Annotated in this window: 12 protein-coding genes; 10 read left to right on the forward strand and 2 right to left on the reverse strand. The window is 66.7% G+C overall.

Going from position 1 to position 14015, the window contains the following annotated elements; all coding sequences use genetic code 11:
- Window positions 1-12 precede the first annotated feature (12 nt).
- Window positions 13-1029 carry a UDP-N-acetylmuramate dehydrogenase gene (murB, locus tag ACNH6H_RS04010; protein ID WP_418315836.1) on the reverse strand — a complete coding sequence of 339 codons (1017 nt, stop codon included), beginning with the start codon at window positions 1027-1029 and terminating at the stop codon, window positions 13-15.
- A gap of 80 nt (window positions 1030-1109) precedes the next feature.
- On the opposite strand from murB, the gene ACNH6H_RS04015 reads away from it, so the two are divergent.
- The 10 genes from ACNH6H_RS04015 (at window position 1110) to lspA (ending at window position 12751) form a co-directional block, all read left to right on the forward strand.
- Window positions 1110-1598 (forward strand): YajQ family cyclic di-GMP-binding protein, encoded by a 489-nt coding sequence (locus ACNH6H_RS04015; RefSeq protein ID WP_418315838.1) that lies wholly within the window; start codon window positions 1110-1112, stop codon window positions 1596-1598.
- Window positions 1599-1603: 5 nt separating this feature from the next.
- Window positions 1604-2260, forward strand: a complete 657-nt coding sequence (locus ACNH6H_RS04020; RefSeq protein ID WP_418315839.1) for a retropepsin-like aspartic protease family protein — start codon at window positions 1604-1606, stop codon at window positions 2258-2260.
- A 167-nt stretch (window positions 2261-2427) separates the two neighbouring features.
- Complete coding sequence (locus tag ACNH6H_RS04025; RefSeq protein WP_418315841.1) at window positions 2428-3618, forward strand: acyl-CoA dehydrogenase family protein; 1191 nt, start codon at window positions 2428-2430, stop codon at window positions 3616-3618.
- A gap of 118 nt (window positions 3619-3736) precedes the next feature.
- Window positions 3737-4870: an acyl-CoA dehydrogenase family protein gene (locus tag ACNH6H_RS04030; RefSeq protein ID WP_418315843.1), complete on the forward strand. Its 1134-nt coding sequence runs from the start codon at window positions 3737-3739 to the stop codon at window positions 4868-4870.
- Window positions 4851-5900 carry a P1 family peptidase gene (locus ACNH6H_RS04035; protein WP_418315845.1) on the forward strand — a complete coding sequence of 350 codons (1050 nt, stop codon included), beginning with the start codon at window positions 4851-4853 and terminating at the stop codon, window positions 5898-5900. Before ACNH6H_RS04030 ends, ACNH6H_RS04035 begins: the two co-directional genes overlap by 20 nt.
- A 59-nt stretch (window positions 5901-5959) precedes the next feature.
- On the forward strand, window positions 5960-7375 hold the full coding sequence (locus tag ACNH6H_RS04040; RefSeq protein ID WP_418315847.1) for a twin-arginine translocation pathway signal: 1416 nt from the start codon (window positions 5960-5962) through the stop codon (window positions 7373-7375).
- Between the two features lie 37 nt (window positions 7376-7412).
- The gene (locus ACNH6H_RS04045; RefSeq protein ID WP_418315849.1) at window positions 7413-8135 is read left to right on the forward strand and encodes a pseudouridine synthase; all 723 of its coding nucleotides are present in this window, start codon (window positions 7413-7415) and stop codon (window positions 8133-8135) included.
- Between the two features lie 2 nt (window positions 8136-8137).
- Window positions 8138-9127, forward strand: coding sequence for a bifunctional riboflavin kinase/FAD synthetase (locus tag ACNH6H_RS04050; RefSeq protein ID WP_418315851.1), 990 nt, complete (start codon window positions 8138-8140; stop codon window positions 9125-9127).
- A 239-nt stretch (window positions 9128-9366) separates the two neighbouring features.
- Window positions 9367-12258 carry an isoleucine--tRNA ligase gene (ileS, locus tag ACNH6H_RS04055; RefSeq protein WP_418315853.1) on the forward strand — a complete coding sequence of 964 codons (2892 nt, stop codon included), beginning with the start codon at window positions 9367-9369 and terminating at the stop codon, window positions 12256-12258.
- Window position 12259: 1 nt separating this feature from the next.
- On the forward strand, window positions 12260-12751 hold the full coding sequence (lspA, locus tag ACNH6H_RS04060; RefSeq protein WP_418315855.1) for a signal peptidase II: 492 nt from the start codon (window positions 12260-12262) through the stop codon (window positions 12749-12751).
- A gap of 214 nt (window positions 12752-12965) precedes the next feature.
- Here lspA and ACNH6H_RS04065 read toward each other — a convergent pair whose 3' ends face one another.
- Window positions 12966-13973 carry a quinone oxidoreductase family protein gene (locus tag ACNH6H_RS04065; protein WP_418315857.1) on the reverse strand — a complete coding sequence of 336 codons (1008 nt, stop codon included), beginning with the start codon at window positions 13971-13973 and terminating at the stop codon, window positions 12966-12968.
- Window positions 13974-14015 lie beyond the last annotated feature (42 nt).

Consider the following 14015-nt stretch of genomic DNA (forward strand, 5'->3'; position numbering starts at 1 on the left):
GCGCGATGTTATCTACAACACCACCGGCTCCGGCTCGAGCCGGATGCCGAAGCGGCCATACACACTCTCCTGGATCGCGCGAGCCAGCGTCATCACCTCGGAGCCGATGGCGCCGCCCCGATTGACGAGCACCAGTGCCTGCTTGTCGTAGACCGCCGCGCCGCCAACCGATTTGCCCTTCCAGCCGCAGGCGTCGATCATCCAGCCGGCGGCGAGCTTGACCTGGCCGTCGGGCAGCGGGTAATGGACGATTTCCGGGTCACGGCCGATGATGTCGCGGCACTGCTCCGGCGAAACCAGCGGGTTCTTGAAAAAGCTGCCGGCATTGCCGAGCTGCTGCGGGTCGGGCAGCTTGTGGCGGCGGATCGCGATCACCCAGTCGGCGATCTGCTGCGCGCCCGGTTCGTCGACCCCGGTCTCGGCGACCTTTCGTTCGAGTTCCAGATAACCGAGCACCGGCCGCCATGGCTTCGGCAGCCGAAACCGCACCCGGGTGATGACGACCCGGCCGGCCAGCGAATGCTTGAAGACACTGTCGCGGTAGCCGAAGGCACACATCTCCGGCCCGATCGTCACACCGAGGCCGGTGCGCAGGTCGACACCGTCGAGCGATTCGAAGCGTTCGCGCAACTCGAGGCCGTAGGCGCCGATATTCTGGACCGGCGAGGCGCCGACGGTGCCCGGTATCAGCGCCAGGTTCTCCAGCCCCGGGAAACCCTGTTCCAGCGTCCACATCACGAAGTCGTGCCACGATTCGCCGGCACCGGCCTCGACGATCCAGGCGTCGTCGCGTTCCTCGACGAGGCGCCGGCCGGGCACCTCGACCTTCAGCACCGTCTGCGGCATGTCGCGCGTCAGGATGATGTTGCTGCCGCCGCCGAGGATGAATTTCGGCGCGCGGCCAAGCGCCGGGTCGTCGACGACGCGGCGCACGTCGGCATCGCTGCGGATGCGCACCAGCGTCTCGGCGACGGCCGGCAGGCCAAAGCTGTTATACGGTTTCAGGCTGACGCCTGTTTCAGTTTGCATGGCAGAATTTTCACCGATACGTCCGATGCCGGCCATCGCATGGCCTGAAGATTGGACGACAACCTCCGGAGACAACCACAATGCCCAGTTTTGACGCCAAGATCGATCCCGACCTGGTCGAGGTCCGCAATGCCGTCGACCAGACCGCCAAGGAGATCGGCACCCGCTTCGACTTCAAGGGGACTTCGGCCGCCGTCGAACTGAAGGAAAAGGAAGTGACGATCTACGGCGACAGCGACTTCCAGATCGGCCAGGTGATGGACGTGCTGCTGGCCAAGCTGACCAAACGCAACGTCGACGTGCGTTTCATCGACCGCAGCGCAAAGATCGAGAAGATCGGCGGCGACAAGGTCAAGCAGGTATTGGTCGTCAAGAGCGGCATCGATTCAGATATCGCGAAGAAGATGCAGACGCTGATCAAGCAGAGCAAGATGAAGGTGCAGGCGTCGATCCAGGGCGATACGGTGCGTGTCACCGGCGGCAAGCGCGATGATCTGCAAGCAGCGATCGCACTGCTGCGCAAGGAAGTCGCCGACGTGCCGCTGTCGTTCGACAATTTCCGCGACTGAAGACGATGGGCCCGGCCCGCGCCGCGCGAACGCTGGTGGTGCTGCTCGCGGCGTGCGGCGCGCTGTCGGCGATGGCGGGCACGCAGGTTGCGCTGAATGGCCGCATGGGCAATACCGCGGTGCTGGTCATCGATGGCAAGGTGCAACCGCTGGCGGTCGGATCGAGCCGGCAAGGCGTCAAGCTGCTCAGCCTCGGCGACGACTCCGCGGTGGTCGAGGTCGATGGCCGGCGCATGACGCTGCGGATCGGCGATACGCCGATCGATCTGGGCGGCGCGCCGACATCGGGCCAGGGCACGCGCATCGTGCTCAACATGGGCAGCGGCGGCCACTTTATCGGCCTCGGCTCGATCAATGGACGACCGGTGCGCTTTCTGGTCGACACCGGCGCCAGTGTGGTCTCGCTGAGCCAGGGTGAAGCCGAACGAATCGGCCTTGCCTACCGCGATGCACCGCGCGGTCTTGTCCGCACCGCCAATGGCACGGTACCGGCGCACAGCGTGCGTCTGGCCAGTGTGCGCATCGGCGACGTGCAGATCAACGATGTCGACGCGGTGGTGATGCCGGCGCAGATGGACCATGTGCTGCTCGGCAACAGTTTTCTCGGCCGCTTCCAGATGCGCCGCGACAACGACACGATGACGCTCGAGAAGCGTCCCTGAGCATCAATCGGCTGCGCTGCCAAAAGCCGGGACCAGGCCGCGACGGCAACCGCGCGCCGCACCCGCTTGGCGCCACGAGGTCAGCAGAGGGGCTTCGGCATGCTACAAACGGCGATGGTGACGCGGCCACCGCCTGAGCGCATCATGCCTCGCAAGGAGACAAAGCCATGGACCTGAATTTCACCGCCGAGGAACGCGCATTCCGCGACGAGATCCGCGCCTGGGTGGCAGCCAATCTGCCGAAGGACATCAGCCACAAGGTGCACAACGCGCTGCACCTGACGCGCGACGACATGCAGCGCTGGGCGAAGATCCTTGGCAAACAAGGCTGGCACGGCTGGGGCTGGCCGAAAAAATTCGGCGGCCCGGGCTGGAACGTGATCCAGCGCCACATCTTCGAGGAGGAATGTGCGATGGCCGGCGCGCCGCGCGTCGCGCCGTTCGGTCCGGTGATGGTCGCGCCGGTGATCATGGCCTTCGGCAGCCCCGAGCAGCAGGAGCGCCATCTGCCCGGCATCATGAGCGGCGATGTCTGGTGGAGCCAGGGATACAGCGAGCCCGGAGCCGGCTCCGATCTGGCGTCGCTGAAATGCAAGGCCGAACGCAAGGGCGACAAATACGTCGTCAACGGCCAGAAGACCTGGACCACGCTCGGCCAATACGGCGACTGGATCTTCTGCCTGGTGCGCACCAGCAGCGAAGGCAAGCCGCAGGCCGGCATCAGCTTTCTGCTGATCGACATGAAAAGCCCCGGCGTCAGCGTCAAGCCGATCATCATGCTCGACGGCGGTCACGAGGTGAACGAGGTCTGGTTCGACGATGTCGAGGTGCCGGCCGAAAACCTGGTCGGCGAAGAAAACAAGGGCTGGACCTATGCGAAGCACCTGCTCGCGCACGAGAGAACCAACATTGCCGACGTCAACCGCTCGAAACGCGAGCTGGCGCGGCTCAAGCGCATCGCGAAGGATGAAGGGCTGATCGACGGCCCCCACGACGACGGCCGCTTCCGCGACGAGGTCGCCGGGCTCGAGGTCGAGATCGTCGCACTCGAGATGATGGTGCTGCGCGTATTGTCGGCAGAAAAAAGCGGCAAGCAGTCGCTCGATGTCGCCGGTCTGCTGAAGATCCGCGGCAGCGAGATCCAGCAGCGCTACAGCGAGCTGATGATGCTGGCAGCCGGCCCGTACAGCCTGCCGTTCATCAAGGAGGCGATGGAAGCCGGCTGGCAGGGCGACCATGTCGGCGCCGCGCATGCGGCACCGCTGGCCGGAACCTATTTCAACCTGCGCAAGACGACGATCTATGGCGGCTCGAACGAGGTGCAGCGCAACATCGTCGCGCAGACGGTGTTGGGCTGATGCCCAACCCCGCTGCGTGGCGCTGTTGCGCGCGCAATGTCATTTGGGCTCCTTTCCCCTGCCCCTTTCCTCCGGGAGGAAAGGGGTTCCAGTCAGACAGACCTGAGGGTTTTTGATCATGGACTTCGAATTTTCAGACGACCAGCAATCGCTGCGCGAGGCGGTCGGCCGCTGGGTCGAGAAGGGTTTCAGCTTCGAGCGCCGGCATGGCATTGCGAAGGCGGGTGGCGCGACGCGGGAGGTGTATGGCGAACTGGCCGAGCTCGGGCTGACCGGGCTGGCGGTGCCGGAAGCGCACGGCGGCATGGGCTTCGGTGCGGTCGAAGCGATGGTCGTCGCCGAGGAACTCGGCCGTGGCCTCGTCAATGCACCGTTTGCGCAAGGCGCGTTGATCACGCCGACGCTGCTGTCGGCAGCCGATGACGCGCTGCAGGGCGAATGGCTGCCGAAGATCGCCGACGGCTCGGCACTGGTGGTGCTCGCGCACCAGGAGCGCGCTGCGCGTTACCGGCTCGATCACGTGACGACCCGCGCAACCGAAAAAGACGGCCAGTGGCGCATCGACGGCCAGAAAAGCCTGGTGCCGGCTGGCGACGAGGCCGATGCCTTCATCGTGCCGGCCCGGATTTCCGGTGCCGACGACTCGCCGGAAGGCATCGCCTTGCTGCTCGTCGACAAATCGGCCGACGGTGTCGACGTGCGCGCCTACCCGACCCAGGATGGCGCGCGCGCCGCCGAGGTCGCGTTCAAATCGGCGCCGGCCAGTCTGATCACCCGCGATGGCCTCGCGGTGCTCGAGCACGCGGTCGATGCCGGCATCGCGGCCCTGTGCGCCGAGGCGGTTGGCGTGATGGAAAAGATGCTCGCGGTGACGGTCGAGTACATGAATACGCGCAAGCAGTTCGGGGTCGCCATCGCCACCTTCCAGGCCTTGCGGCACCGCGTCGCCGACGTCAAGATGCAGCTCGAACTCGGCCGCTCGATGAGTTATTACGCGAGCCTGAAGCTGACCGATCCGCCGGAATCGCGGCGCCGCGCGATTGCCCAGGCCAAGGTCCAGATCTGCCAGTCGGTGCGCTTCGTCGGCCAGCAATGCGTGCAGTTGCACGGCGGCATCGGTGTCACCGACGAATACATCGCGAGCCACTATTTCAAGCGGCTGACGATGATCGAGATGCAGTTCGGCGACGGCTTGTTCCACCTCGGCGAGGTGTCGAAGCGGATGCAGGCGAATGCCGGCGTCTTCGCCTGAGAACGATACGCCGCTGTTCGGCGGGCTCTGCGATGTCGGCGGGCTGAGGCTCGGCCACCACGACGAAACCCGGCGCCCGACCGGCTGCACCGTCGTGCTCGCGCTCGATGGTGCGGCTGGCGGCGTCGATGTGCGCGGCGCGGCACCCGGCACGCGCGAAACCGATCTGCTGTCGCCGCTGAATACGATCGAGAAGGTACACGCGATTGTCCTGAGTGGCGGCAGCGCATTCGGCCTCGATGTGGCCGGCGGCGTGATGCAGTGGCTCGACGAGCGCGGCATCGGCGTCGCCGTGGGCCCGGTCAAGGTGCCGATCGTGCCGGCGGCGGTGCTGTTCGACCTGTGGGTCGGCGAATCGTCGGTCCGGCCCGGTCGCGCGTCCGGATATGCCGCCTGTGACGATGCGACGACGCGCAATGGCAAGGCGAGCGTCGCCGAAGGCAATATCGGCGCCGGCTGCGGCGCGACGGTCGGCAAGCTGTTCGGCGCCGACCGGGCGATGCGCGGCGGGCTCGGCCAGGCGTCGCTGCGCGTCGACGGCATCACGGTCGCTGCGCTGGTCGTCGTCAATGCGGTTGGCGACGTGCGCGATCCACGCGACGGACGTCTGGTCGCCGGAGCACGCAGCGCCGACGGCCGTTCGCTGCTCGACAGCATCGCCGCGCTGCGCGGCGCGGTGCCGTCGAAGCCGCCGGCAATCGGCGCGGCAACGACGCTGGCGGTGGTTGCGACCGACGCGAAGCTGACCAAGGCTCAGGTCAACAAGCTCGCGCAGATGGCCCACGACGGCTTTGCGCGCAGCATCAACCCGGTCCACACGCCGAGCGACGGCGATACGATTTTTGCGCTGGCAACCGGTCGCGCGGGCAGCAGCATCGATGCCGCTCACCTCGGCCGGCTCGGCGCCTTGGCCGCCGAGGTGACGGCCGAGGCGGTGTTGCGCGGCGTGCTCGCGGCACAAACGCTCGACCGGCCCGACCTGCCCTATCTGCCCGCTGCAGTTGACCTGGTCGGCCGCGCCGACGGTTGACGATCCGCGCACCGCAGCTCGCCTGCCTTTCCCTGCCTCCACCCTTTCGACCCCGACCGATGACGACCTTTCGCCGCCGCCAATTCCTGCTGCCGTATCTTCTTTCCGCGTCGCTGCTGCTTGCCGGCTGCGGCAGCATGCGCCTGCCGTTTGCAGGCAAGGCGGCGCCGGCAGGACCACCACCAATCATCTTCGTCCACGGCAACGGCGACAACGCCTCGCTGTGGCAGACGACGGTCTGGCGCTTCGAAAGCAACGGCTGGCCGCGTGATCGACTGTTTGCCTATGACCTGGCCTATCCGCTGGCGCGCGACGACGACGCCGTTGCCCAGCCCGGTCGCACCTCGACCGCGGAGGCGCGACAGCAACTTGCTGCGCAGATCGAGCGCGTGCGCCGGTCGACCGGTGCGAGCCGTGTGATCCTGATCGCCAATTCGCGCGGCGGCTATGCGGTGCGCAGCTACCTCGACGAAGGCGGCGCCAGCGCCGCGGCGAAGGTATCGCATGCGGTGCTCGGCGGCACGCCGAACCACGGTGTGCGTGCCGATGCGGGCGACCGGCCTGGCAATGAATTCAACGGCGCCGGGCCGTTCCTGACACGGTTGAATCGGCCGCGTGGCGCGGCCGGCCTGGAAGTGACGCCGGGCGTCCAATGGCTGACGATCCGCTCCGACAACAACGACAAGTTTGCCCAGCCAACCGGCGAGTGGATCGGCGCGAAGGGCAAGCCGACCAACGTCAGCTACGACGGCCCGGCGCTGAAAGGCGCGAGCAATGTCGTGATCCCGGGAATCGACCACCGCGAAACATCGTATGGCGCGCAGGCCTTCGAACAGACCTTCCGCTTTCTGACCGGAAGGCCGCCGACGACGCTCGCGATCACGCCGGAAAACCGGGTCTGGCTGAACGGTTTCGTATTCGGCTCGGGCCTTGCGAACCAGCCCGGCGGCGGCAATTTCGCGAACAACCTGCCGCTGGTCGGCGCCAACGTCGAGGTCTTTGCGGTTGATCCGGCAAGCGGTCAGCGCCGCGGTGGCGCGCTGCTGAGCAAGACGATCAGCGCCGATGGCCAATGGGGGCCGCTCGAGACCGATCCGACGACACCGCTCGAGTTTGTCGTCGCAGCGCCGGGGTTTGCAAACACCCATGTCTACCGCTCGCCGTTTCCGCGCTCGTCGGGGCTGGTGCACCTGCGCGCCGAGCGGATCGCGCCGGCCGACCGCGATGCGAAGGCAATCGTCACGCTGACACGGCCGCGCGGCTATTTCGGCATTCCACGCGACGAGATCAGCCTCGACAACAAGAACCCGCCGCCCGGGATTCCGGCCGGCGTCGCCGGCGTCTCGGCATCGAAGCTGCTGGTCTTCGACAGCGACAACCGGCCGGTGGCTGGCAGTTTCAACGGCGAACGCATCGTCGGCCGGCTCTGGCCGGCAGCGGCGAATCACACGGTGACGCTCGAGCTGACCCACTGAACGGCTGTCGAGCCCGCGCGCAGCGCAAAATCGCCCGATGCGACTGAATCAGATCCTTTTTACGCAAGGTTTCGGCACCCGCCGCGAATGCGATGCGCTGGTGCTGGCCGGGCTGGTCAGCCACGATGGCGCGGTGATCGACGACCCCGATGCCGAATTCGACCCGGCCGGGCTGCAATTGAGCGTGCGCGGCCAGCACTGGGAAGTCCATCTGAAAGCGCTGCTGATGCTGAACAAGCCGGCCGGCTATGAATGTTCGCAGAAGCCGAAACACCATCCCGGCGTGTTGAGCCTGCTGCCGCCGCCGCTGCGCAGCCGCGGCGTGCAGCCGGTCGGCCGGCTCGATGCCGATACCACCGGGCTGCTGCTGATGACCGACGACGGCGCACTGATCCACCGCCTGACATCGCCAAAACGCCACGTGCCGAAGGTCTACGAGGTCGGCTGCAAGCACCCGGTCGATGCGCAGCAGGTCGAGCGGCTGCTCGCCGGCGTCAAGCTGGTCGACGATCCGGCAACGGTGCGCGCCGCGGCCTGCGAGATCAGCGGCGAAACCAGCCTGCGGCTGACGCTGACCGAAGGCAAATACCACCAGGTCAAGCGGATGTTGGCGGCGGTCGGCAACCGGGTCGAGACGCTGCACCGCAGCGCGATCGGCGGTGTCGAATTGCCGGCCGCTCTGGCGCCGGGGCAGTGGCGCTGGCTTTCCGACACCGACCGCAGCGCCCTCGGCCTGCCGGCAGCGGCCGATAATCGGTGACCATGCGTCTGTTCCGCGGCTTTTGCTCACCCGAGATCGCATCCGCGTGCGCGTTGACGATCGGCAATTTCGATGGCGTGCACCGCGGCCACCAGGCGATGCTCGCGCTGCTGACCAACGAGGCCCGGCACCGCCGGGTCAGCAGTTGCGTGCTCAGCTTCGAGCCCCATCCGCGCGACCATTTCGCGCGGCTTGCGGGGAAGCCGGAGCTCGCGCCGGCACGCGTCTCGACGCTGCGCGACAAGCTTCTCGAACTCGAACGCTGCGGCATCGACCAGGTGGTGCTGCTGCGTTTTGATCAGCGGCTTGCGTCGCTGACACCGGACCAGTTCATCGAGCGGGTGCTGCTCGATGGCGTGCACGCGAAATATGTGCTGGTCGGCGACGATTTCCGCTTCGGCGCGCGACGCGCCGGGGATTACGCGATGCTCGACGCTGCCGGCGATCGCCACGGCTTCGACGTTGCGCGGATGCAGAGTTACGAGGTGCATGGCCTGCGGGTCAGCAGCTCGGCCGTGCGCGAGGCGCTGGCGGCCGGTGACATGGCGCGTGCGGCGTCGCTGCTCGGCCGCCCGTATGCGATCAGCGGGCACGTGATGCACGGCCGCAAGCTCGGCCGCGAGCTGGGCTTTGCGACGCTGAACCTGCGCTTCGGCCATGCCCGGCCCGCTGCATCGGGCATCTTCGTCGTGCGCGTGATCGGCCTTGCCGCCCATCCGCTGCAGGGCGTCGCCAGCCTCGGCGTGCGGCCGAGCGTCGAGGATGCCGGCCGCGTGCTGCTCGAAACCCACTGCCTCGACTGGCCGGCGGCCCTCGGCAGCGATGGCGGTTATGGCCGCTGCATCCGCGTCGAACTGCTGCACAAGCTGCACGACGAGCGCCACTACCCGACGCTCGACGCGCTGCGCGATGGCATCGCCCGCGACGAGGCCGATGCCAGGGCCTGGTTCGCAGCCCATGCGCCGGCAGCGGCCCCGCGGCCGCCACACTAGAATCGGGCATGGCTGTGACCTTCAGACGACAATCCCAGGGCGCCGATGCGCCATGCCGGCCATCGGCCATGCAACGCCAGACCACCCGCGATCGAATTTGACGCGGCGGCCGCCTGCCGCCCGCCGCCGTCGCAGACGGTTTGCCCGCCAGCGCGGATCCGCCGATCTGCCCAGACCGCCCGTTCACCCGATTTCGTGCCAGCCGCCGAGCCGGCTTGCACGCCGCCCAAGGAATTGCCATGGCTGACACCCCTTCTGCTGCCAAGGCCGCCAGCGCCACACCGGCAGCCAGCGGCGCCGCCGTCGACTACCGCAAGACGCTGAACCTGCCCGACACCCCGTTCCCGATGCGCGGCGACCTGCCGAAGCGCGAACCGGGCTGGATCAAGGACTGGGATGAGCAAGGCCGCTACAAGCTGCTGCGCGATGCGCGCCACGGCGCGCCGCTGTTCGTGCTGCACGACGGCCCGCCGTATGCCAACGGCGCGATCCACATGGGTCATGCCGTCAACAAGGTGCTGAAGGACATGATCACCAAGGCGCGCCAGCTGAAAGGCTTCGACGCGCGCTACGTACCCGGCTGGGACTGCCACGGCCTGCCGATCGAGAATGCGATCGAGAAGAAGCATGGCCGCAACCTCAGCCGCGACGACATGCAGGCGAAGAGCCGCGCCTATGCCACCGAACAGATCGCGCTGCAGATGGCCGATTTCAAGCGCCTCGGCGTGCTCGGCGACTGGGCGAATCGCTATGCGACGATGGATCCGGCCAACGAGGCCGGCGAGATCCGCGCGTTCAAGCGGGTGATCGAACGCGGCTTCGTCTATCGCGGACTGAAGCCGGTCTACTGGTGTTTCGACTGCGGCTCGTCGCTGGCCGAATTCGAGATCGAATATGCCGACAAGAAAAGCCAGACGCTCGACGTCGGCTTCCTGTGTGCCGAGCCGGAACGGCTGGCCAGCGCCTTCGGGCTGACCCGGCTCGACAAGGACGCCTTCATCGTGATCTGGACCACCACCGCGTGGACGATCCCGGCGAACCAGGCGCTGAACCTGAACCCGACGCTCGACTATTCGCTGGTCGACACCGAACGCGGGCTGCTGGTGCTGGCGGCGTCGCTGGTCGACAAATGCCTCGAGCGCTATGGCCTGACCGGGAAGGTGATCGCCACCGTCAGCGGCGAAAAACTCGGCGGCATCCAGTTCCGCCATCCGCTGGCGCATGTCGATGCCGGCTACGACCGCCTGAGCCCCGTCTACCTCGCCGACTATGCGACCGCAGACGACGGCACCGGCATCGTCCATTCATCGCCCGCCTACGGCCTTGACGACTTCAACTCCTGCGTCCAGCACGGGCTGAAATACGACGACATCCTGAACCCGGTTCAAGGCAACGGCGCGTATGCGGCCGACTTCCCGCTGTTCGGCGGCCAGAATATCTGGAAGGCGGTGCCGCAGATCATCGACGCGCTGCGCAATGCCGACCGCCTGTTCGCAACCGAAGGCATCAGCCACAGCTACCCGCACTGCTGGCGCCACAAGACGCCGGTGATCTACCGCGCAGCCGCGCAATGGTTCGTCCGCATGGACGAAGGCGTTGGCGTCTTCACGAAGGACAAGGCGCCGCGCACGCTGCGCCAGATGGCGCTCGACGCCATCGACCAGACCGGCTTCTACCCGGAAAACGGCCGCGCGCGGTTGCGCGACATGATCGCAAACCGGCCCGACTGGTGCATCAGCCGGCAGCGCAGCTGGGGCGTGCCGCTGCCTTTTTTCCTGCACAAGGACAGCGGCGAACTGCATCCGCGGACGATGGAAATCCTGGATCAGGCCGCCGACATCGTCGAGGCCGGCGGCATCGAGGCCTGGAGCCGCGTCACCGCCGAGCAGATCCTCGGCGCCGAGGATGCGGCGCACTATACGAAGAGCAGCGACATCCTCGAGGTCTGGTTCGATTCCGGATCGACGTTCTGGCACGTGCTGCGCGGCCAGCATCCGGGCGGCCACCACCGCGACGGTCCGGAAGCCGATCTCTATCTCGAGGGCCATGACCAGCACCGCGGCTGGTTCCACAGTTCACTGCTTCTGGCATGCGCGCTGCACGGCCGCGCGCCCTATCGCGGCCTGCTGACGCACGGTTTCACCGTCGACAGCCAGGGCCGCAAGATGAGCAAGTCGCTCGGCAACGGCATCGAGCCACAAAAGGTCAGCTCGTCGCTCGGCGCCGAGATCATCCGGCTGTGGGTCGCCGCATCCGACTATTCGGGCGACATCGCCGGCGACGACAAGATCCTGGCCCGCGTCGTCGACGCCTACCGGCGGATCCGCAACACGCTGCGTTTCCTGCTCGCCAATACCTCGGATTTCGATCCAGCACGCGATGCGGTTGCGCTTGCGGACATGCTCGAGGTCGACCGTTATGCGCTGGCGCGCGCGGCACAACTGCAGGCCGACATCCTCGCCCACTACGAGGTCTACGAATTCCATCCGGTGGTCGCGAAGCTGCAGATCTATTGCAGCGAGGACCTCGGCGCTTTCTACCTCGACGTGCTGAAGGACAGGCTCTACACCAGCGCGCCGGACAGCGCCGCGCGGCGCAGCGCGCAGACCGCGTTGTGGCACATCACCTCGGCGATGCTGCGCTGGATGGCGCCCTTTCTCAGCTTCACTGCCGAGGAGGCCTGGCCGATTTTTGCACCGGGCCAATCGGCGTCGATCTTCACCGAGACCTATGTCGATACCGCGGAATGGGTCGACGAGACGCTGCTTGCAAAGTGGGAGCGCATCCGCCGCATCCGCGACGTCGTCAACAAGGAGATCGAGACGGTGCGCTCGGCCGGCGCGGTCGGTTCGTCGCTGCAGGCCACGGTGCGCATCGATGCCGATGCCGAAGACCGGGCGCTGCTGCAAAGCCTTGGCGATGCGCTGCGCTTCGTGATGATCACCTCACAGGCAGAACTCGGCGATGCCGCCGAAGGCGTGCAGGTGACGGTGACACCATCGACGGCGACAAAATGCGAACGCTGCTGGCACTACCGCGACGACGTCGGCCACGATCCGCAGCATCCGACGATCTGCGGACGCTGCACCAGCAACCTTTTCGGCGCCGGCGAACAGCGCGCGGTGGCCTGAGGTGGCCGGCCCGAACAAGGGTGGCTCGCTGCTGCCGTGGCTGGGTATTGCGCTGCTGGTCGTGCTCGCCGACCAATACACGAAGTCGCTGATCCTCGCCGATTTCCAGTACGGTGAAAGCCGCTTCGTCACGTCGTACTTCAACATCGTGCGGGTGCACAACACCGGCGCGGCGTTCAGCTTCCTGGCCGATGCGGCCGGCTGGCAGCGCTGGTTCTTCATCGGCCTCGGCGCGGTCGCCACCGTCTTCATCATCTGGATGCTGAAGACCGGCGGCGGCCAGCGGATGTTCAGTTGGGCGCTGGCGCTGATCCTCGGCGGCGCGATCGGCAATGTCGTCGACCGCCTGCTGCACGGCTATGTCGTCGACTTCATCCAGGTCCACTGGGCCGGCTGGTTTTTCCCGTCGTTCAACGTCGCCGATACCGCGATCACGATCGGCGCGATCCTGCTGATCCTCGACGAGATCCTGCGTGTGATGCGCGCCCGCTGAGGCCGCCACCAGACCTTTGGCCATGTCGGTGCAACTTCAGGCACGATTCGACGCTGGCAGCATGCGGAGAAATCGGGGCTGAAGCCCCTCCCACAGAGACGGGGCCAGCGCTCTGGCCTTGTGGGAGCGGCTTCAGCCGCGATTCGGGCTGGTGGCAAGCGGAGTCCTTGAACCCCACGGGCAAACTTGCGGGCGCTCCGGGGGTGGGCCCGTCCTACGGCAACAGGATCGTGCTCCCCGTCGTCTTGCGCGCTTCCAGCGCACGGTGCGCATCGGCCGCTTCGGCCAGCGGGAATTGCTGATCGATGCGGATCTTCACCGCGCCGCTTTTCACGACCGCGAACAGGTCGTCGGCCATCTTCTGCGTCGCTTCGCGGGTCGACAAGTGGGTGAACAAGGTCGGCCGGGTCAGGTACAGCGAACCCTTGCCGGCCAGCGTCACGATGTCGAGCGGCGGCGCCTTGCCGCTGGCATTGCCGAAATTGACGGCCAGGCCGAATGGTTGCAGGCAATCGAGGGAACGCACGAAGGTGTCGGCACCCACCGAGTCGTAGAACACCTTGACGCCGCGGCCACCGGTGAACTCCTTGACCTTGGCAACGAAGTCCTCGGTCTTGTAGTTGATCGCGTGGCTCGCACCATGGTCGAGTGCGAGCTGGCACTTGGCATCGTTGCCGGCGGTGCCGATCAGCTTCAGCCCGAGTTCGCGTGCCCACTGGCAGGCGATCAGGCCGACGCCGCCGGCAGCGGCATGGAACAGCACGTGGTCGCCGGCCTGCAGGCCGGCTGCCGGCAATGTCTTCTTCAGCAGATACTGGGCGGTCAGGCCCTTCAGCATCATCGCCGCGCCGGTTTCGAACGAGATCTCGTCGGGCAGCTTGACGACGCATTTGGCCGACAGCACACGTTGTTCGCAATAGGCGCCCGGCGGCTGGCTGGCGTAGGCGGCGCGGTCGCCGACCTTCAGGTGTTCGACACCTTCACCAACCGCCTCGATGACACCGGCTGCCTCCATGCCGAGCACCGCCGGCAGCGGCAGCGGATACATGCCGGTGCGCTGGTAGACGTCGATGTAGTTGAGCCCGCAGGCATGGTGGCGGATGCGGATCTCGCCGGCACTCGGTTCGCCGACCGGCCGCTCGACGACTTGCAGGTTCTCCGGGCCGCCGAACTGCTCGATCGCGACGGCGCGCGTCTTGCCTGAGGATGTACTCGCTGACATGGGATGCAATCTCCGTTGGTTTGAAATGGATCGAAGTCCTGT

The sequence above is a fragment of the Pseudideonella sakaiensis genome (assembly GCF_048320135.1).
Taxonomy (GTDB): domain Bacteria; phylum Pseudomonadota; class Gammaproteobacteria; order Burkholderiales; family Burkholderiaceae_C; genus Ideonella_A; species Ideonella_A sakaiensis_A.

Excerpts from the sequence above, each read along its gene's own strand:
- murB (WP_418315836.1), bottom strand. The coding sequence starts at position 1,029 with ATGCAAACTGAAACAGGCGTCAGCCTGAAACCGTATAACAGCTTTGGC.
- ACNH6H_RS04015 (WP_418315838.1), top strand. The coding sequence starts at position 1,110 with ATGCCCAGTTTTGACGCCAAGATCGATCCCGACCTGGTCGAGGTCCGC.
- ACNH6H_RS04020 (WP_418315839.1), top strand. The coding sequence starts at position 1,604 with ATGGGCCCGGCCCGCGCCGCGCGAACGCTGGTGGTGCTGCTCGCGGCG.
- ACNH6H_RS04025 (WP_418315841.1), top strand. The coding sequence starts at position 2,428 with ATGGACCTGAATTTCACCGCCGAGGAACGCGCATTCCGCGACGAGATC.
- ACNH6H_RS04030 (WP_418315843.1), top strand. The coding sequence starts at position 3,737 with ATGGACTTCGAATTTTCAGACGACCAGCAATCGCTGCGCGAGGCGGTC.
- ACNH6H_RS04035 (WP_418315845.1), top strand. The coding sequence starts at position 4,851 with ATGCCGGCGTCTTCGCCTGAGAACGATACGCCGCTGTTCGGCGGGCTC.
- ACNH6H_RS04040 (WP_418315847.1), top strand. The coding sequence starts at position 5,960 with ATGACGACCTTTCGCCGCCGCCAATTCCTGCTGCCGTATCTTCTTTCC.
- ACNH6H_RS04045 (WP_418315849.1), top strand. The coding sequence starts at position 7,413 with ATGCGACTGAATCAGATCCTTTTTACGCAAGGTTTCGGCACCCGCCGC.
- ACNH6H_RS04050 (WP_418315851.1), top strand. The coding sequence starts at position 8,138 with ATGCGTCTGTTCCGCGGCTTTTGCTCACCCGAGATCGCATCCGCGTGC.
- ileS (WP_418315853.1), top strand. The coding sequence starts at position 9,367 with ATGGCTGACACCCCTTCTGCTGCCAAGGCCGCCAGCGCCACACCGGCA.
- ACNH6H_RS04065 (WP_418315857.1), bottom strand. The coding sequence starts at position 13,973 with ATGTCAGCGAGTACATCCTCAGGCAAGACGCGCGCCGTCGCGATCGAG.